We start from the raw sequence: 19,218 nt of genomic DNA, 5'->3' as shown, positions 1-19,218 counted from the left end.
GTTCCGGCTTCGGTGAAAGGCTGCGGATCACGAGAACAGCATCTCCCGCTGCGACAAGGATTCCAACCATGCTCTCGCCTCCTCGGTCGAACGGACGAAGCGAACCGCACCGTGCGTCTCGTGCTCGCGGGCGAGTTCCGAGAAACGAAGCCCATGCGCGGAGAAATCTTCGATCACGATCGCGAGGGGAATCCGGTAGTTGACGAACTTCTGGAACAGTTCGCCAGCCAGACCGGTCCCGAGTTCGAAGAACTCCCTCGACAACCGGTCCTCGGTCAGGATCAGTCCGCGCGCGCCGAAGCAGGCCCCCAGCGCGTCGGAGACGTCTCCGGACGACCGAATGAAGATCGCATGATCGCTCGCGGCGAGGATCGCCTTCTGGACTGCGCTCTGATCGAGGTCGGACATGGTGTTCCACGGCTCAGGATGCCGCCTGACGGCATTTTACCCGCCATCATGCCCCGCGCGGGCTGTACCAATGCGTGCCGTAGGGCGCCCGACGCAGGCGGATCACCCGGATCATGACCCCAGGCCTGCAACGCAGCTTCCCGCAGCCTCGGCGCACCAGCCGCCTTGCAATCCTCGATCCTGCCCAGATACAGAAGCTCGACCTCCCCCAGGAGCCACGCATGGCCACGACTTCCGCCACCATTTCCACCGTCGACGGCGCCCGCCTCATCAAGCGCCTGTGCGCCCACTGGAGCCACAAGTTTCCAGCGGAATCCAGCGAAGGCCACGGCGACATCGCCTTCGACGCACAGACCCGCGTGCGCCTGAACGCCACGGACGAGACGCTGGTGGCCGCCATCGAAACCGCGGACGCCGCGCATGCCGCGCGATTGCAGGACGTCGTCGCCGAACACCTGAACCGCATGGCACGCGGCGAAACCCTGACCATCGCGTGGTCCGCCGTCTCTTGAAGCGTGCCCTGCGAGCATGCCCCTGAAACATGACGCCAGCGGCCGCGTGGTCTAGGCTGTCGTGATGATGCCGCCTCCCGACCGCGACAACGTGCTCACGCCCAGCCAGCTCAACGCGCTGGCGCGCAATCTGCTGGAGGACGCCTTCCCGCTCGTGCTGGTGGAAGGCGAACTCGGAAACCTGTCGCGACCGGCTTCGGGCCATCTCTATTTCACGCTCAAGGACGCGCGCGCCCAGGTGCGCTGCGCCCTGTTCAAGCCCAAGAGCCAATGGCTGCGGTTCCAGCCACGCGAAGGCCTGCGCGTGCTGGCGCGCGGGCGGCTCACGCTTTATGAAGCGCGCGGCGACTATCAGCTGATCCTCGATTCGCTCGAGGAAGCCGGCGAAGGCGCGCTGCGCCGCGCGTTCGAGGAACTGCGCGCGAAGCTGCAGGCCGAAGGCCTGTTCGATACCGAACGCAAGCGCCCCCTGCCCGCCTACGTGCGCCGGCTCGGCGTGCTCACCTCGCCGAGCGGCGCCGCCGTGCGCGACGTGCTGAGCGTGCTGGCACGACGCTTCCCGTTGCTCGACGTGGACGTGCTGCCGGTGCCGGTGCAAGGCGAGACGGCGGCGGCACAGATCGTGTCAATGCTGAAACGCGCGGCGGCATCAAACCGCTACGACGCGCTGCTGCTCGCCCGCGGCGGCGGATCGCTGGAAGACTTGTGGGCCTTCAACGACGAGACGCTGGCGCGCACGATCGCCGCATCGCCGATACCGGTGGTGTCCGCGGTCGGCCACGAAACAGATTTCACCCTCGCCGATTTCGCTGCCGACCTGCGCGCGCCGACACCGTCGGTCGCGGCGGAACTGCTGGCGCCCGATCGTCGCGACCTGCTCTCGCAACTCACCAACCTCAACCGGCGTCTGCAAACCCTGCATCTGCACCAGATGCGCACGGCGATACAGCGCGCTGACCGCGCCGCGTTGCGGCTGAATGCCTTGCGCCCGCAGGCACGCCTGCAGGCGCTGCGCGAGCGCCAGCGCGAGGCGATCCGGCGCCTGTCGGCGGCCTGGCGCACCCGTGTCGATCGCGACAACGCCACGCTGCGTCATGCCGATGCCGTGCTGCGCGCGATGCATCCGCGCCGGCGCCTCGCGATCCTGCGCGATCGCCTGTCCGCGCTCGCACCGCGACCGCAAGCGGCCATCGCGCGGCAATTGCAACGCGAAGCGCTGCGCCTGCGCGGCGTGGCGCGCTCGCTGGAGGCCGTCAGCCCGCTGGCGACCGTGGCACGTGGCTACGCAATCCTGCAGCACGAGGATGGCCGCGTGGTGCGCGTCGTCGGCGATGCGCGACCCGGCGATCGTCTCGACGCGCGCCTGAGCGATGGCCGCCTGCGCGTGCGCGTGGAATCCGAATCCTGATGCACAACAACGCGCCACGTCACTGTCAAGCAACCGATCTTTCACGCCGCATGCGCGATCCTGTGCATCAAGTCGCGTCGCCGGCACGCAGAGCGAATCCCCCATGCTGAAGAAACGCTATCCCTACTATCTCGCCGGCAAGGCGGTCGCCGCCAACACCGATCTCGAGGTGCTCGACAAATACTCCGGCAAGCGCGCGACACGCGTCGCCTTCGCCGACGCGGTGGCCGTGCGCAAGGCAATCGTGGCGGCGCACAAGGCCGCGCCTGCGATGGCGGCGATGCCGCACGACGCGCGCCGCGACGTGCTCGAACACTGTGTGCGCCGTTTCCAGGAACGCTTCGAGGAGCTGGCGCTGGCGCTGTGCATCGAGGCCGGCAAGCCGATCAAGGACGCGCGCGGCGAAGTCACGCGCCTGATCGACACTTTCCGCATCGCCGCTGGCGAGGCGACCCGCCTCGGCGGCGAGATCATCGATCTGGAAATCTCCCCGCGCACCCGCGGCTACCGCGGCCTGGTCAAGCGCGTGCCGATCGGCCCGTGCGCCTTCATCACGCCGTTCAATTTCCCGTTGAACCTGGTCGCGCACAAGGTCGCGCCCGCGATCGCCGCCGGCTGCCCGTTCGTGCTGAAACCGGCGCCGAAAACACCGATCGGCGCGTTGATCATCGGCGAGATCCTGGCCGAGACCGATCTGCCGAGCGGCGCGTTCTCGGTCGTGGTCTGCAGCAACGAGGACGCCAGCCTGCTGGTCGAGGACGAACGCATCAAGCTGCTCAGCTTCACTGGCGGCCTGATCGGCTGGGACCTGAAGGCGCGCGCCGGCAAGAAGAAGGTCACGCTGGAACTCGGCGGCAACGCCGCCTGCATCATCGACGACGATCCGGGCATCGATCTCGATGCCCTGGTCGATCGCCTGGTGTTCGGCGCCTACTACCAGTCGGGACAAAGCTGCATCAGTGTGCAGCGCATCCTCGCCCACGCCAACGTGTACGAGAAGCTGCGCAAGAAATTGAAGGCTGCCGTCGCCAAATTGAAATCCGGTGATCCACGCGATGAAAAGACCTTCATCGGCCCGATGGTCGACGAAGCCGCCGCGCAGCGCGTCGAATCCTGGATCAAGGCGGCGAAGAAAGGCGGCGCGAAAGTGCTCGTCAGCGGTGAGCGCATCGGCAACCTGCTGCCGGCGGCGCTGCTGGAGAACGTGCCGCGCGATGCCGATCTCTATCGCAAGGAAGCCTTCGGCCCGGTCGCCTGCCTGGAATCCTTCGACGATTTCGAGGACGCCATCGCCCGCGTCAACGACAGCGACTTTGGTCTGCAGGCTGGCGTCTTCACCGGCCGCATCGCACACGCGATGCGCGCCTGGGACGGGCTCGAGGTCGGCGGCGTGATTGTCGGCGATGTGCCCAGCTTCCGCGTCGACAACATGCCCTACGGCGGCGTGAAGGATTCCGGCGTCGGCCGCGAGGGCGTGCGTTACGCGATCGAGGACATGAGCGAGCCGCGTCTGCTGGTGATCCGAAGCTGACCCGGAACGAATTCGGCGCGGCTCGTCTACACATTTCCTTCACACGATCGAACGATCCAATCGACGTTCTTCGTCACTCGACGCCGCAAGGCGTCGCGTGCGGAACGAGACACTTGGCAATGTTTTGACATCCGTGCACTTCATCGCACGCGCTGTCCGCGTTCTCGTGCCTGCTTTCATTTCAAGGTCCGCGCTCTGTAATCGGCATTTCGCTCGATTGCTGCAAACGCACACGCATCCATACGCGTCATCGAAGCTTCACAATCCGGCGTGCTGATGCTACAAGCCGCCCCGGGGGATCCAGATACAACAACGTCGTAATCGCGGGGAGAGCGCTCATCCGGGTGCCAGCGATTGCGTGCGTCGCCACCGGGAGCCGATATGACCTTCAAACGCCATGCCACGACTGCACGCGCGCTAGTGCCGTTGAGTGCACTCAGTCTCGCCCTGCTTGCCGCTATGCCCGCCGCTGTGCGGGCGCAGGAACCGGCTCAACCCGCCGAGGAAGCCAAGACCACGAATCTCGATGTGATCGAGGTCGTCGGTTCGCGCGCGCGCAACCGCACCGCCGCGGAAGCGCCGGCGCCGGTGGACGTGATCAGCCGCGAGCAGTTGCAGGCGGCCGGCGTGCAGGAAGTCGGTCAGGCGTTGCAGATGCTGGAGCCGAGCTTCAACTTCTCCCGCACCTTCGTCAGCGACGGCACCGACATCCTCCGCCCCGCCACGCTGCGCGCACTCGGCCCCGACCAGGTGCTGGTGCTGGTGAACGGCAAGCGCCGCCATCAGCAGGCGCTGGTGAATGTGCAGCAGACGATCGGTCGCGGCTCGGCCGGCACCGACATCAACGCGATTCCGATCTCGGCGATCGAACGCGTGGAAGTGCTGCGCGACGGCGCCGCGGCGCAGTATGGTTCCGACGCGATTTCCGGCGTGATCAACATCGTGCTCAAGCGCAGTACCGACACGTCCGGTTCGTTTGAAATCGGACAGACCTATGCTGGCGACGGCGAAGTGATGCACGGCGGCATCAACACCGGCTTCGCGCTCGCCGACGACGGCTTCCTGAATTTCACCTTCGAATACCGCGATCGCGGCGAGACCAATCGCGCCGGCCCCGACTCACTGCGCGTCGACCCGCCGCGCGTGACGCAACGGCTCGGCGACGCCGACGCCAAGGACGCCTACCTGTGGTTGAACGGCGGCCTGCCGATCGGCAAGGGCGAGTTGTACTGGTTCGGCGGCTACTCCAAGCGCAAGGGCGATTCGTCCGGCTTCTTCCGCAGCGCCGGCGACAACCGCACCGTGCCCGACCTCTATCCCGACGGCTTCCTGCCCAACATCCTCACCACGGTCGAAGACACTTCGCTGGCGCTGGGCTATCGCGCGCCGCTGGGCGAAAGCTGGAACTGGGACGTTTCGGTGAACAAGGGACGCAACAAGTTCGGATTCGTCGAATCGAACTCGGTCAACGTCAGCTGGTGGTACGAACCGATTCCAGGCGTCGCATGCGTGCCCGAAAATCCCGAGGCGTGCCTGTACCGGCAATCGCCGACCAGCGCCGACACCGGCACGCTGCAGGCCGATCAGACCACCTTCAACCTCGATTTCCGCGGCCCGATCAACTGGGGCATCGGCGAGGAACCGCTGTATCTGGCCACCGGCGTCGAATACCGCAAGGACGATTACAAGATCACGCCCGGCGATCCCGTCTCCTACACCTATGGGCGCACCAACGATCGCAGCATTCCGATTCTCGGGCAGGCCGGCGAAACGGCGCAGCCCGGCATGCAGGGCTTCCCAGGCTTCTCGCCGACCGAAGCCGTCGATGATGGACGCCACAACTACGCTGTCTATCTCGACGCAGAGTCGCGGCTGACCAAGCGCTTCCTGGTCGGCGCGGCCGTCCGCTTCGAGGACTATTCCGATTTCGGCACCACCACCACCGGCAAGCTGTCGCTGCGCTTCGACGCCACCGAAAAGTTCGCGATCCGCGGCACCCTCGCCACCGGTTTCCGCGCGCCGGGCGTGCAACAGCTGTTCTACAGCCAGCGCTCCACCAACCTCGATCCCAGCGGCGTGCTCGTCGATACGCTGACCGCGCGCCAGGACAGCGAGGTGACGCGCGCGTTCGGCATCCAGCCGCTGAAGGAGGAAGAGTCTGTCAGCGGCACGCTGGGCGTGGTCTTCAAGCCCAACGAGAACACCACGTTCACCGTCGACGTGTTCCGCATCGACATCGACGACCGCATCATCTTCTCCAGCAACATCGTGCCGGAGTCGACCTGCGCAGGCCCCGGCGATCCGAACTGCCCGATCGCCAACATCCTCAGTCCGCTCGGCGTCGGACAGGTGCTGTTCTTCACCAACGCGATCGATACCAAGACGCAGGGCATCGACATCGTCGCCGAGCACAGCATGGAATTCGGCGACAGCTCGCGCCTCGACCTGACCGCCCTGCTGCACTGGAACAAGACCGAAGTGACCAAGCGCAAGTCGCAATCGGCGATCCTGCCGCCCGACAGGCTCTTCGACGATACCCAGGTCACGCTGATCGAGGAAGGCCAGCCGCGCGCCCACCACGTGCTGCAAGGCGTCTACACCGTCGGCGACTGGAGCTTCCTGGCACGCGCCAACTATTTCGGCAGCGTGTCCGGCGAAGGCTTCACGCCCGGCATCAAGCAAACCTGGGGCGGCGAATGGCTCGGCGACATCGCGGTCGGCTATCGCTTCAACGACAGCCTCAAGCTGACCATCGGCGCCAACAACGTCTTCGATGCCTATCCGGACAAGTGGGATCCGGTGGAGGGCGCTCCGTTCCCGCAGCTCGGCTTCAAGTACGGCTGGGAAACGCTGCCGTTCGGTACGAACGGCGGCTATTACTACGCCAAGCTCGATTTCAGGTTCTGATCCACTGATCCGCGTCACGTGCCCGCGGCGGATCGATCCGCCGCGGGCACGCCGTCCGGCGCAACCCCGTTTCGCGGCTCCGCGCGTTCACTCTCCCGTCCACTTCGGGAGACTCCCATGCAACGCCGCACGCTCGCCGCCGCACTGCTCTGCGCCATCGCGCTCTCCGCCTGCACGACCACCGAACAGGTCAAGGAATCGGTCGCCGACGGCGACGAGACGCGCCAGGCCGCCCCTGCGTCAATCGCCCCCACTTCCGAGCCCCTGGAAGCGGCAGCCGCGACCTCGGTCGATGGCATTGCCGGCACCCGCATGCAGCTACGGGTCAAATCCAACGTCGGCTATCTGGCGTATGCGCCCGCGCCAGCCGCCCCGCCTCCACCGCATGGCTACTGGCAACCGAGCAACACCGAGAAATATGCCGAGCGCGAGGACAACCCCGTGCATCGCGCCAGCGAGCAGCCCGTCTCCACGTTCTCGATCGACGTCGACACCGGCAGCTACAGCAACGTGCGCCGCATGCTGAAGCAAGGCACGCGTCCGCCGGCCGATGCGGTGCGCGCGGAAGAAATGATCAACTACTTCAGCTACGGCCATCCCGCGCCGCCCACGCGCGAGACGCCCTTCCGCGTCACCACCGAACTCAGCCCGGCGCCGTGGAACGGCAAGCGCCAGCTGCTGATGGTCGGCATCAAAGGGTACGACGTGCCGAAGGCGACACTGCCACCGTCCAATCTGGTGTTCCTGATCGACACGTCCGGATCGATGGACTCACCGGACAAGCTGCCGCTGCTGAAACAGGCGTTCACGCAGCTGGCGCGGCAACTGCGGCCGCAGGATCACGTGTCCATCGTGGTCTACGCGGGTTCCGCCGGCCTCGTCTTGCCGCCGACCCCGGGCGACAGGCAGGGCGAAATCCTCGCCGCGCTCGATCGTCTCGAAGCCGGCGGCAGCACCAACGGCGGCGACGGCATCCGGCTCGCCTACACGATGGCGAAGCAAGGCTTCATCGCGAACGGTGTCAATCGCGTGATCCTCGCCACCGACGGCGATTTCAACGTCGGCGTCACCGATCCGGGCGCGCTGGAAACGCTGGTCGCCGATCAGCGCAAGTCCGGCATCGCGCTGACCACGCTCGGCTTCGGCCAGGGCAACTACAACGATGCGCTGGCGGAAAAGCTCGCCGACGTCGGCGACGGCAATCACGCCTACATCGACACGCTGCAGGAAGCGCGCAAGGTGCTGGTCGAACAGGTGGGCGCGACGCTGCTCACGATCGCGAAGGACGTGAAGATCCAGATCGAGTTCAATCCCGCGCAGGTCGCCGAATATCGTCTGATCGGCTATGAGAACCGCGTGCTGCGCAATGAGGACTTCAGCAACGACAAGGTCGATGCCGGCGACATCGGCGCCGGGCACGAAGTGACGGCGCTGTACGAGATCACGCCGGTCGGTTCCGGCGCCGAACAATTGCCGGCGCTGCGCTACGGCAACGAAGCGAAACCGGCCACCGGCGCCAAGGCGGAGGAACTGGCCGAACTGCGCCTGCGCTACAAGCGCCCCGGCGAGGACAAGAGCCGGCTGATCGCCACACCCATCCTGCGCCGCGACCTGCGTGCCACGCCGAGCGACACCCTGCGCTTCGCCAGCGCCGTCGCCGCCTATGCCGATGCGCTGCGCGGCGGCACGCATCTGGGCAGTTGGACGTGGGATGACATCACGCGCACGGCGCGTGGCGCGCAAGGCGAGGATCGCTGGCATCAGCGTGCCGAATTCGTCGAACTGGCCGAGGAAGCGCGCGCCCTGACCGCCGGTGACACGCCGAAGATCGGCATGGTCGCCGACTGAGCCATGCGTCATGACACGTCATTCCGCTGCCATCCATGACGTCACGCCATGGGCGCCGGAAAGTCCGGCCCGGCCATCCGTGGCCGGGCGTTCGCCAGCTCTGCGCAGCAGTGCCGCGCAGAGCCCGCGCTGGCTCACACGTAACGCGGGCTTCACCTCCGGCGCTGCAACGCTTACCCTGCCGCGCATGGACGATGTCGCCGCCGCCAGCGCCACAGTCAATGACGACCCCAGCGACGAATCGCTGATGGCGGCGTATGCCGGGGGCGACGTGCCGGCGTTCGAGCAGCTCTACGGCCGCCACCGCCTGCGCCTGCACCGCTTCCTGCTGCGGCAGCTGCGCGACGGGGCGCTCGCCGACGAGTTGTTCCAGGATGTCTGGCAGCGCGTGATTTCCGCGCGCCTGGACTGGAAGCCGGACGGCTCGTTCTCCAGCTGGCTGTACCGGATCGCCCACAACCGTCTTGGCGACCACTGGCGCGCGCTCAAGCACCGCCCGCCGGCGCCGGACAACGCCGACGAACGCGCCGCGCGCATCCCCGATCCCGACACGCCGGAGCGCAGCCTGTCGGAATTCGAGCAGCGCCGCCTGATGCAGCTGGCGCTGGACGAACTGCCGGACGAACAACGCGAAGTGATCCTGCTGCGCCTCGAACAGGAACTGACCTTGGAGGAAATCGGCGCCATCACCGGCGTCGGCCGTGAAACCGTCAAATCGCGATTGCGCTACGCGATGGACAAGCTACGTACCCGATTGGGGTCCGCCGAGGCCCCGCCAGCATGAATACCCCACACGACAACTCCGGCATCGATCCGCGCGGCGCTGATGCGGTGCTGACGCCCGAAGAGCGCGCGCTGGCGGAGCAGATCGCCCGCGCCGCGCCGCAGCGGGGGCCGTCGCCTGCGCTCGACGCGAGCATCCTGCGTGCCGCACGGGTGGCGGTCGCGGCACCGCATCCCACGGAAGCGGCCGCCGCCGCGGCAGTGGCCAAACGCGCCACGTCCGCACGCAGGCGCGCGCAGCGCCGGCGCTGGCCGGCCGTGTTCGGCGTCGCCGCGACGCTGGCGCTCGCATTCGGGCTGGCCTGGCAATTGCGGCCGGTCGACGAGGTGCGGGTCATGACCTCGGAAGCGCCGAGCATTCCGCCGCGCCCCGAGGCCGGCGCGGGAGGGCCATCGGCCGAGGATCAGGCCGCGATGGTGGTGCTGCACGATGAAGCCGGCGCCGATGACGCCGCACAAGCCGCCGCTGCCGTCGCGGCGCCGGAAGCGGTCGCCGATACCGCACAGGCGAAGGTGCTCAAGCAGAGCGCGCCACGAGCGCAAGACGCAGCGGAGGTGAAGGAAGTCTTCACAATGGAACCCGTGCCGGATGCCGGGGATGCCGCGCGGACGGCCCCGATCGCGCCCGCGGCACCGGCACCGCCGCCGCCCCAGGAGCCGCCTGTCCTCATGGCGCCGGCGCCGGAACCGCCTTCGGGAACCCTGGCGGAGCCCGCCATCGCGGCGCCCGCGCCCCAAGCCGAGCCAGATCAGCTGTTCTATCGTGCGAAAGAGCGCCGCGCACCCGCGCCGTCTCCCGGCGCGATGGCGGCGCCAGCGCCGGCGCCAGCATCGGCTCCGGTCGCATCCGACAGTGCCGCCAGCGGAACCGTGGCTCCGGGCTACGGCTACAGGGCCAACGAAAATCAGCAGCGCCAGAAACAAGAATCCGAGAAGCAGGCCAAGTCCCTCGACACGATCGAAGTGACCGGCTCGCGCGTCCAGGGCTTCGAGGACCAGCCGATCGACGACGAACCGCCCGCCTCCGCCGATTCGCCCGAAGTGCGCGAAGCCTGGCTCAAGCGCGTGCGCGAGCTGGTCACGCAGGGCGACCGCGACGCCGCGCGCGACAGCCTGCGCGAATACCGGCGCCGCTATCCCGGTGCCGCGATTCCGGACGACCTGCGCCCGCTGCTGTCGGAATGAGCCCGTGCCTGTAATGAGCACAGGCTTGGAATGAGCGCAGACTTTTAATGAACGCGTACACCCTGGCGGCCGCGTCGTCGCATGCGATCGAGATCAAGCACAGCCGCTTCCTCGCCCACGCCGCGCCGGTGACCTCGGCGGAAGCCGCGCTGCGCTTCGTCGAAACGGTGTCCGCGGCCGATGCCACCCACAACTGCTGGGCCTACCGCATCGGCGGCGAATACCGTTCCAGCGACGACGGCGAGCCGGCCGGCACCGCCGGACGGCCGATCCTCGCAGCCATCGACGGCCAGGGCATCGATCGCGCGGTGGTCGTGGTGACACGCTGGTTCGGCGGGGTCAAGCTTGGCGCCGGCGGGCTGGTCCGTGCCTATGGCGGCGCGGCCGCCGAATGCCTGCGCCGCGCCGAACGCGTGCCCTTGATCGAGTACGCCCTGGTCGAATTGCAGGCCGGCTTTGATGATCTCGGTCACATCCATGCCGCGCTGGCGGCGTTCGATGCGGAAAAACTCGACGAAAGCTTCGATGTCGCCGGCGCCGTCCTGCGGCTGCGCCTGCCCGCGGACCGTGTCGACACCTTGAAAGACCATCTCAGAGACGCCACACGGGATCGGGTACGCTTGGCCGCGCTATCGGGCGCTGCCCGCTAGCGCCCCAAAGTTCGCTACGCAAACTTTGGGTCCCGGCCGTAACCCCCACAACCCCGCCGCTGCCGCGGCGTCCCCTTGACTCAAGGGGGCTTTTCTCCAGATCGTGCGTCGCAATCGTGCATAAGCACTTTTGTCATTCGCTGAGTGCTGTCGGCTCACGTCATCATCGGAACGATTCATGTCTTCTCCAGCGTCAGATGCAAAACCAAAATCCCGTATCGGCAGCTTGAACGCGCTATGGCCCTTCGTCATGCGCCACAAGACGCTGTTCGTCGCCTGGCTGCTGGCGCTGGCCGCCTCGAGCATCACGACGCTAACCCTGCCGCTGGCCGTGCGCCAGATGATCGACCATGGGTTTTCCAGCAGCGACAACATCGACGCCTCCTTCTTCCTGGTGCTCCTGGTGGCGATCGCGCTCGCCCTCGCCACCGCGGCGCGCTTCTTCACCGTCTCGCTGCTGGGCGAACGCGTGGTCGCCGATCTGCGCATGCAGCTGTACTCGCACCTGATCGGGCTCGGACAGTCGTTCTTCGAGCGCAACCGCAGTGGCGAGCTGGTCTCGCGCCTGGCCGCCGACACCGAGCTGCTGCGCAGCGTGGTCGGCTCCAGCATGTCGGTGGCGCTGCGCAGCGGCGTGATGATGCTGGGCAGCATCGTGATGCTGGTGGTCACCAGCCCGCGCCTGGCCGCCTACACACTGATCGGCATTCCCCTGTGCGTGCTGCCGATCATCCTTGGCAGCCAGCGGCTGAGCAAGATCGCGCGGCAGAGCCAGGACCGCGTCGCCGACGCCAATGCCCTGGCCAGCGAAGCGCTCGGCGCGGTCCGCACCGTGCAGGCGCATGCGCGCGAACCTTACGAACGCGGCCGTTTCGCCGACGCCGTCGCCACCACCATCGCCACGGCGCGGCGCCGCATCACCATGCACGCCATCGTCACCGCCACGACCATCACGCTGGTGTTCGGCTCGATCGTCCTGGTGTTGTGGTCGGGTGCTCACGACGTCGTCAACGGCACGCTCAGCGCGGGCACGCTCGGACAGTTCGTCCTGTACGCTTTTTTGGGCGCCGGCTCGGTCGGCACCCTGGCGGAAACCTGGAACGAACTGCAGAAGGCCGCCGGCGGCATGAGCCGCATTTCGGAACTGCTCGATGAGCGCTCCGACATCGTCGCGCCCGCGCAACCGGCGGAGTTGCCACAACCGGTGCGCGGCGAATTGCGCTTCGATCGGGTCGCCTTCCATTACCCGTCACGGCCGGACGCGGCGGCGCTGGAAGATTTCACCCTGCACGTCTCGCCCGGCGAAACCGTTGCCCTGGTCGGCCCTTCCGGTGCCGGCAAGAGCACCGTGCTCGCGATGCTGCTGCGCTTCCACGATCCGCAATCCGGCAGCGTTTCCGTCGACGGCGTCGACATCCGCACGCTCGACCCATCAGCGTTGCGTGAAAGCATCGCCCTCGTGCCGCAGCATCCGACCATCTTCGCCGCCAGCGCCCGCGACAACATCCGCTACGGACGCCTCGAAGCGAGCGATGCCGAGATCGAAGCCGCGGCCGGTTCCGCGGAGGCGCACGAGTTCATCACCGCCCTGCCCAGTGGCTATGACGAACAACTCGGCGAGCGCGGCGCACGCCTGTCCGGCGGCCAGCAGCAACGCATCGCCATCGCCCGTGCTCTGCTCAAGGACGCGCCGATCCTGCTGCTCGACGAGGCCACTTCCGCGCTCGACGCGCAGAGCGAACGCGCGGTGCAACACGCGCTGGAAAACCTGATGGCGGGCCGCACCACCCTGGTGATCGCGCATCGCCTGGCCACCATTCTCAAGGCGGATCGCATCGTGGTCATGGACCGCGGCCGCATCGTGGCCCAGGGCACGCATTCCGAACTGCTGGCGCAAGGCGGCCTGTACGCCGATCTGGCGAAGCTGCAATTCCTCGACTAGAACGTTTTTACGCTCGTCATTCCTGCCTTCGCGGGAATGACGAGCGCGGCCTGGTTCCTCATTCTCGGCCAGACGCTCTGTCCTGACCCTTGACGGGCACGATGCGGCATCGCGTGGGACAATCCCGCCTGTTTCCCACGCACGGAGTCACCATGGAACTTGGAATGATCGGCCTCGGCCGCATGGGCGCCAACATGGCCGAACGCCTGCTGCGCGGTGGTCATCGCGTGCACGGCTTCGATGCGGTGCAGGCGGCGCGCGATGCCGCGTCACAGCGCGGCATCGTCGCGGCCGATTCGCTTGAAGCGCTGGTCCAGGCACTGCCCGCGCCGCGCGTGCTGTGGCTGATGGTGCCCGCCGGCGAGATCGTCGATTCGACGATCGCTTCGCTGCTTCCGCTGCTCGCACCGGGCGACATCGTCATCGACGGCGGCAACTCCTACTACAAGGACACCATGCGCCGCGCCGGCGAACTCGCCGCGCGCGATCTCCATTACGTCGACAGCGGCACCAGCGGCGGCGTCTGGGGACTGAAAGAAGGCTACAGCCTGATGATCGGCGGAGAAGACACCGCCGTGCAGCACCTGCGGCCGATCTTTGAAACCCTGGCACCGGCCGCCAACAAGGGCTGGGGCCACGTCGGCCCGAGCGGTGCCGGACATTTCACCAAGATGGTCCACAACGGCATCGAATACGGCCTGATGCAGGCCTATGCCGAAGGTTTCGCCATCATGCAGCACAAGACCGAATTCTCGCTCGACCTGCATCAGGTCGCCGAGATCTGGCGCACCGGCAGCGTGGTGCGCTCGTGGCTGCTCGACCTCACGTCCGACGCACTGCGCAAGAACCCGGAACTGGACGGCATCGCGCCCTGGGTCGCCGACTCCGGCGAAGGCCGCTGGACCGCCGCCGAGGCCATCGCGCTCGACGTCGCGGCACCGGTGATCACGCTGTCGCTGCTGGAACGCCTGCGTTCGCGCGATGACGATTCGTTCGCCGACAAACTGCTGGCGGCAATGCGCAACGAGTTCGGCGGGCACGCGATCAAGAAGGAATAAATAATCTCCGCCCGCTCATTGTTTTCTTTCGTCATTCCCGCGTTCGCGGGAATGACATACTAATGTTCACGGATCGATCCTGATCGGAATGCCGGTCGGCACCAGGCTCCAGATTTCCTCGATTTCCTTGTTGCTGACGGCGATGCAGCCGTCGGTCCAGTCGAAGGGATACAGCACGCTGTTGCCGCCATGGATCATGATGTCGCCGCCCGGATCCACACCACGTTTCCGCGCCTGCTTGCGATCGGCGTCATTGGGATACGAGATGCGCAACGACAGGTGGAAGCGGCTGTTCGGATTGCGTCCGCTGATCCGGTAGTCGCCTTCCGGCATCTTCTCGTCGCCTTGCTGATGCTTGTGTCCCACTGGCGCATCGCCAAGCAGGATGCGGTAGGTGCGCAACACCTTGTCTCCTCGCAGCAATTGCATGCGCCGTTCCGACTTGTCGACGCGGATGCGATCCGCGCGTTGCGATGCCGGCACCATCGCCGGTGGCGTCGCGGCGATCGCCGTCGAGGCGATGGCCATGCAAGCCATCGCCAGCGCATGTTTCATCAGATTCCCGCCTGGCATCCTGCCACCCCTATTCAATGTCTAGGCTTGTTGTTGTCGAAGCAGCGTGTCGTCAAAGAGCGCGTTCGAGCAGGCCCGTGCAATCCAGCGCGGACGGCAGCGTCCCGAACACCAGCCCCCGCTCGCCGCCAAGACGGCTCACGCAAAACGCGTCCGCGGCCAGGCTGCCGGCACGCAACAGGATGGATGCCTGCAAGGCCAATGCCAGGCGCTCGGTCAACAGGCGCGCGCCGGCCTCGTCGACGCGACCCGGAGACAATGCATCCTTGAGCGCGACCAGGGCGTCGTCGTAGGCCTTGTGCAATCCCTGCGCCGATTCCAACTCGGCGAACAAGGCGATGCTCGTATCCGGCTCCCGGGCCAGGGCGCGCAGCACGTCCAGGCACTGGATGTTGCCCGAGCCTTCCCAGATCGAATTCAACGGCGCCTGCCGGTACAACCGCGGCAGGATCGACTCCTCCACATAACCCGCGCCACCAAGACACTCCTGCGCCTCGTTGACGAAAGCGGGCGTGCGCTTGCAGATCCAGTATTTGCCGATGGCGGTGGCGATTCGCGCGAACGCGGTTTCGTAACGGCTCGCGTCATCGGCACCGCCGCGCTCCGCCGCATCGACGGCGCGCGCCACGCGCAGCGAAAGCGCCAGCGCAGCCTCGGATTCGATGGCCAGATCGGCCAGCACGTTGCGCATCAGCGGCTGCTCGATCAAGCGCCGGCCGAATGCGCGCCGGTGCGCGGCATGATGCAGCGCATGCGCCAGCGCCATGCGCATCTGCCCGGACGAGCCGAGCATGCAGTCCAGGCGCGTGAGCATCACCATTTCGAGAATGGTGGCGATCCCCCTGCCCTCCTCGCCGACGCGCCAGGCGACCGCATCGACGAATTCGACTTCGCTCGACGCATTGCTCCAATCGCCGAGCTTGTCCTTCAGCCGCATCAGCCGGAACGCGTTCTTCGTGCCATCCGGCAGGCGCCGCGGCATCAGGAAGCAGCTCAGCCCCGCGGGCGCATGCGCCAGCACCAGGAAGCCGTCGCACATCGGCGCGGAGAAGAACCACTTGTGTCCGACCAGCGCGTATGAATTGTCCGAAGCGGACAGTGGCGTCGCACGCGTCGTATTGGCGCGCACGTCACTGCCACCCTGCTTCTCGGTCATGCCCATGCCGAGCGTGACGCCGGACTTGTCGGCGATCGCCACATCGCGGGCGTCATAGCGGCACGCCGCCACCTTGTCCGCCCATTCGTGCAGTTCCGGCGCATGGCGCAGTACCGGCACAGCGGCATGCGTCATCGTCAACGGACAACTAGTGCCCGGTTCCACCTGATGATGCAGATAACTCAATGCCGCGCGTGCGACATGCGCCCCAGACGCATGCTTGTCGAGAGCCCGCTCGGCCCAGGACAGGCCGGCGACGCCATGCTCGATCGCCGCCTGCATGATCCGGTGGTAGTTGGGATGGAACTCGACCGTATCGATGCGATGCCCGAAGCGATCGTGCGTGCGCAGCCGCGGCTTGTCGCGATGCGCATCGAAACTCAGGGCGTACTGATCGCCACCCGCCACGGCGCCATACGCCGCGATGCGATCGGCGAACGCGCCGCCGCCTTCGCGCGCCACCGCTTCACGCAGGACGACATCCTCCGCCCACAGATCACGCGGCGCGAACTCCGGTGGCTGATTGTCGACGGCGTGGGTTTCGAAGGGCGGGAGCTGCGGCAGTTCTGCTTTCATCGGTACCTGACGTCCTGTTAGGAATCCGGATTGTCCATCAAATTCCGGCCGCTTGAGAGGGGATGTGTTCGGTTTTGGTTAAAACGCCCGCCGATGCGGATAACTCACGTATTCCGGCCATCCATCAGCCAACTTGTGCCATTGGCTTCTCGATTCCGGAAGGCAGGCTCGCATGCAGTGCGTCGATGAATTCCTTCTGCAAGGCAAGTTTTCCGAACATGTCCAATTGCGTGCCGCTCAGCACACGCAGCATGTGCCCGCGCCCGCCCGGCAGCTTGCCCAGCGGCAGGAAACTGATGTCCCGCACCTTCGCGATCAGATCGTATTCGGACTGGAACAGCGGCGTCAGCCAGCGGCTCCAGAACTGATAGATGGCGACGTGCCTGCGACGCGCACGCTCGTAGCGCGCGAGCGCTCCAGCGACTTCCGACTCGGCGCGCAGGGCATCGCGCAGCGCCAATGCGTCCAGCAACGCCATGTTGACGCCCTGCCCCAATTGCGGGCTCATCGCGTGCGCGGCGTCGCCCAGCAACACCAGGCGTTCGCGATGCCAGCGCTTCGGAACCGCATCACGGTAACCAGCGCGCGCCAGCGATGTGGCGTCTTCCATGCCGTCGAGCCTCGCGTCGGCCTCCGGCCAGATGCGCGCCACCTCCTCGCGCCAGGATGACAGTCCGCGTGTCCGCCAATCGTCGAAGTCCCGGGCCCGCAGGCTCCAGAAAAAACTCAGCCTCGGCATGGCGTCGTCGGGACGCGTCCCGACCGGCAACATGCCGATCATCTTGCGGGCCGCGACATAGCGCTGGCGCAACTCGTCCGCCCACGGCCAGTCACCGCGCGGAAGCAGGCACCACAAGGCACCCCAGGGATATACGCGATCCGGGCCGGCGGGATCGACGTGCTGCCGCAATCGCGACCCCGAACCGTCGGCGGCGATCACCAGATCGAATGGACCGTACCAGCGACCATCCGCATCGCGGATGCGACGCCCCCGTTCGTCAGCGGCATCGATGCGCACGCCTTGATGCAAGTCATCGGCGACCTCGGTCCAAGCCTGCGCGAGCAACGCGAACAACGCGCCGCGCTGCATGCCAAGGCCGAACATCCGCGAGTCCAGTCCCGCGTAACGCATGTCCATCACCGCGCGCCCACGCGGCGTTTCGCCGTAGAGCCTGCGCACCGGCGCGCCATGCGCGAGCGCCTGCGGCAACAGCCCCATCTGCCACAGCACCTGCAACCCGGTCGGCTGCAACAGCAATCCCGCGCCCACCGGCCCCGGCCGCGGCGTCTGCTCGAACACTTCCACGCGATGACCGTCGCGCGACAGCAACACGGCGGCCGCCTGTCCCGCAGTTCCGTAACCGGCGATCGCAATCTGCAACGGTTTCATGCCGACGATCCTTCACAAGAAAAAGCCCCGCCGAAGCGGGGCTCGAGAAATCGCAATGCCTTCAAGCTCAAGCAACCGGAACGACCCCGGCCGCCTGGGCGCCTTTCGGCCCCTGCGTGACTTCGTAGCTGACTCGCTGGCCTTCCTGCAGGCTGCGGAAGCCCTTGGAATTGATCGCCGAAAAGTGCACGAACACATCCGCGCTGCCATCCTCTGGCGCGATGAATCCGAACCCCTTGGCGTCGTTGAACCATTTCACTGTGCCGTACTGCATGTCTCTCCCTACCTCGTCCAGATGATCAAACATGATGGCCAAGCGTGCGCGCCCGATGGCCCCCCTGAACGCGCACGATCGCGAGTATGCAAAGCAAATTCGCGGCTGGCAATCATCCCTGGCCCGACACAACCTCCCCGATCAGGGCCGGCAACCCCGCCGAGGCGGCCGCCACGTTGGCGAGCACATCGTCGAGCGTGATCACCTCATCGCTGTCCGGCCCGGCGCCTGCCGCCCAGTTGGCCATGATCGCCAGACAGGCGTATTCAAGGCCAAGCTCGCGCGCGAGTCCCGCTTCCGGCATCCCGGTCATGCCCACCAGATCGCAACCATCCCGGCGCATGCGCGCGATCTCGGCCTTGGTTTCCAGCCGCGGCCCCTGCGTGGCGCCGTAGCAGCCACCATCGACCAGCGCGATGCCGGCCCTGCGCGCGGCCGCGATCACCGTCTTTCGCAGCGACGGCGTGTAGGGATCGCCGAAATCCACATGCAGCACCTCGGTGCCCTCTTCCTCGCAGATCGTCGAGATGCGGCCCCAGGTGTAATCGATGACCTGATCCGGACAGGCCAGCACGCGCGGACCGAAACGCTCGGTGATGCCGCCGACCGTATTGAGCGCCAGCACGCGCGTCGCGCCCAGCGCCTGCAGCGCGGCGAGGTTGGCGCGATAGTTCACCTTGTGCGGCGGCACGGAATGTCCTTCGCCATGGCGGGCCAGGAATGCCACGCGCTTGCCTGCGAGCATTCCGATCCTGATCGGGCCTGATGGCGCGCCGTAGCGGGTGACTGGCTGGTGGGTTTCCACGTCCTGCAGGTCTGCGAGTTTGTATAGGCCGGTGCCGCCGATGATGGCGAGGGCGATGTTGGTGGTCATTGTTGTTTTTGGCTCGCTATTTGGCGGTGTGGCTGGATTGTAAAAGCAAAGCGTTTCGCCCCTGAAGGGGCGAGTTCATTTCTTTTGGTAAGCCCCAAAAGAAACGAACCAAAGAAAAACGCTTTTCTCGACAAATCAATCCC

General features: G+C 66.5%; 16 protein-coding genes. 10 read left to right on the top strand and 6 right to left on the bottom strand.

The window, feature by feature from the left end:
• Positions 1-27 precede the first annotated feature (27 nt).
• Entirely contained in the window at positions 28-408 is a 381-nt protein-coding gene (locus tag AC1RNP_RS13820; RefSeq protein WP_493051853.1) for a DUF4180 domain-containing protein, read from the bottom strand.
• 221 nt (positions 409-629) lie between these two features.
• Between AC1RNP_RS13820 and AC1RNP_RS13815 the strand changes: the two genes are divergently transcribed.
• From AC1RNP_RS13815 to gnd, 10 genes are all read left to right on the top strand, one after another.
• Positions 630-920: a DUF2218 domain-containing protein gene (locus AC1RNP_RS13815; RefSeq protein ID WP_493051852.1), complete on the top strand. Its 291-nt coding sequence runs from the start codon at positions 630-632 to the stop codon at positions 918-920.
• A gap of 67 nt (positions 921-987) precedes the next feature.
• Positions 988-2,328 (top strand): exodeoxyribonuclease VII large subunit, encoded by a 1,341-nt coding sequence (gene xseA / locus AC1RNP_RS13810; protein WP_493052010.1) that lies wholly within the window; start codon positions 988-990, stop codon positions 2,326-2,328.
• A 103-nt stretch (positions 2,329-2,431) separates the two neighbouring features.
• On the top strand, positions 2,432-3,859 hold the full coding sequence (locus AC1RNP_RS13805) for an aldehyde dehydrogenase family protein (RefSeq protein WP_493051851.1): 1,428 nt from the start codon (positions 2,432-2,434) through the stop codon (positions 3,857-3,859).
• Positions 3,860-4,240: 381 nt separating this feature from the next.
• The gene (locus AC1RNP_RS13800; protein ID WP_493051850.1) at positions 4,241-6,766 is read left to right on the top strand and encodes a TonB-dependent receptor plug domain-containing protein; all 2,526 of its coding nucleotides are present in this window, start codon (positions 4,241-4,243) and stop codon (positions 6,764-6,766) included.
• A 117-nt stretch (positions 6,767-6,883) separates the two neighbouring features.
• Positions 6,884-8,614, top strand: a complete 1,731-nt coding sequence (locus tag AC1RNP_RS13795; protein ID WP_493051849.1) for a vWA domain-containing protein — start codon at positions 6,884-6,886, stop codon at positions 8,612-8,614.
• Between the two features lie 187 nt (positions 8,615-8,801).
• A complete protein-coding gene (locus AC1RNP_RS13790) occupies positions 8,802-9,398 on the top strand; it encodes an RNA polymerase sigma factor (protein ID WP_493052009.1) in 597 nt (198 codons plus the stop codon).
• A complete protein-coding gene (locus AC1RNP_RS13785; protein ID WP_493051848.1) occupies positions 9,395-10,582 on the top strand; it encodes a hypothetical protein in 1,188 nt (395 codons plus the stop codon). Before AC1RNP_RS13790 ends, AC1RNP_RS13785 begins: the two co-directional genes overlap by 4 nt.
• Positions 10,583-10,629: 47 nt before the next feature.
• Complete coding sequence (locus tag AC1RNP_RS13780) at positions 10,630-11,232, top strand: IMPACT family protein (protein ID WP_493051847.1); 603 nt, start codon at positions 10,630-10,632, stop codon at positions 11,230-11,232.
• A 178-nt stretch (positions 11,233-11,410) separates the two neighbouring features.
• Entirely contained in the window at positions 11,411-13,174 is a 1,764-nt protein-coding gene (locus tag AC1RNP_RS13775) for an ABC transporter transmembrane domain-containing protein (RefSeq protein WP_493051846.1), read from the top strand.
• Positions 13,175-13,326: 152 nt separating this feature from the next.
• The gene (gene gnd, locus AC1RNP_RS13770) at positions 13,327-14,232 is read left to right on the top strand and encodes a phosphogluconate dehydrogenase (NAD(+)-dependent, decarboxylating) (RefSeq protein ID WP_493051845.1); all 906 of its coding nucleotides are present in this window, start codon (positions 13,327-13,329) and stop codon (positions 14,230-14,232) included.
• 66 nt (positions 14,233-14,298) lie between these two features.
• Here the strand turns inward: gnd and AC1RNP_RS13765 are convergent, their stop codons facing one another.
• From AC1RNP_RS13765 to AC1RNP_RS13745, 5 genes are all read right to left on the bottom strand, one after another.
• Positions 14,299-14,787 carry a L,D-transpeptidase family protein gene (locus AC1RNP_RS13765; protein ID WP_493051844.1) on the bottom strand — a complete coding sequence of 163 codons (489 nt, stop codon included), beginning with the start codon at positions 14,785-14,787 and terminating at the stop codon, positions 14,299-14,301.
• A 70-nt stretch (positions 14,788-14,857) separates the two neighbouring features.
• A complete protein-coding gene (locus AC1RNP_RS13760; protein WP_493051843.1) occupies positions 14,858-16,537 on the bottom strand; it encodes an acyl-CoA dehydrogenase family protein in 1,680 nt (559 codons plus the stop codon).
• Between the two features lie 124 nt (positions 16,538-16,661).
• On the bottom strand, positions 16,662-17,927 hold the full coding sequence (locus AC1RNP_RS13755; RefSeq protein ID WP_493051842.1) for an FAD-dependent oxidoreductase: 1,266 nt from the start codon (positions 17,925-17,927) through the stop codon (positions 16,662-16,664).
• Positions 17,928-17,994: 67 nt separating this feature from the next.
• The gene (gene cspE / locus AC1RNP_RS13750) at positions 17,995-18,201 is read right to left on the bottom strand and encodes a transcription antiterminator/RNA stability regulator CspE (protein WP_226470198.1); all 207 of its coding nucleotides are present in this window, start codon (positions 18,199-18,201) and stop codon (positions 17,995-17,997) included.
• A gap of 112 nt (positions 18,202-18,313) precedes the next feature.
• Positions 18,314-19,075, bottom strand: coding sequence for an S-methyl-5'-thioinosine phosphorylase (locus tag AC1RNP_RS13745; protein ID WP_493051841.1), 762 nt, complete (start codon positions 19,073-19,075; stop codon positions 18,314-18,316).
• Between the last annotated feature and the right edge of the window lie 143 nt (positions 19,076-19,218).

The sequence above is a fragment of the Luteimonas sp. GW821-FHT14E02 genome, from assembly GCF_058803905.1.
This window is presented reverse-complemented; position numbering and strand designations above follow the sequence as displayed.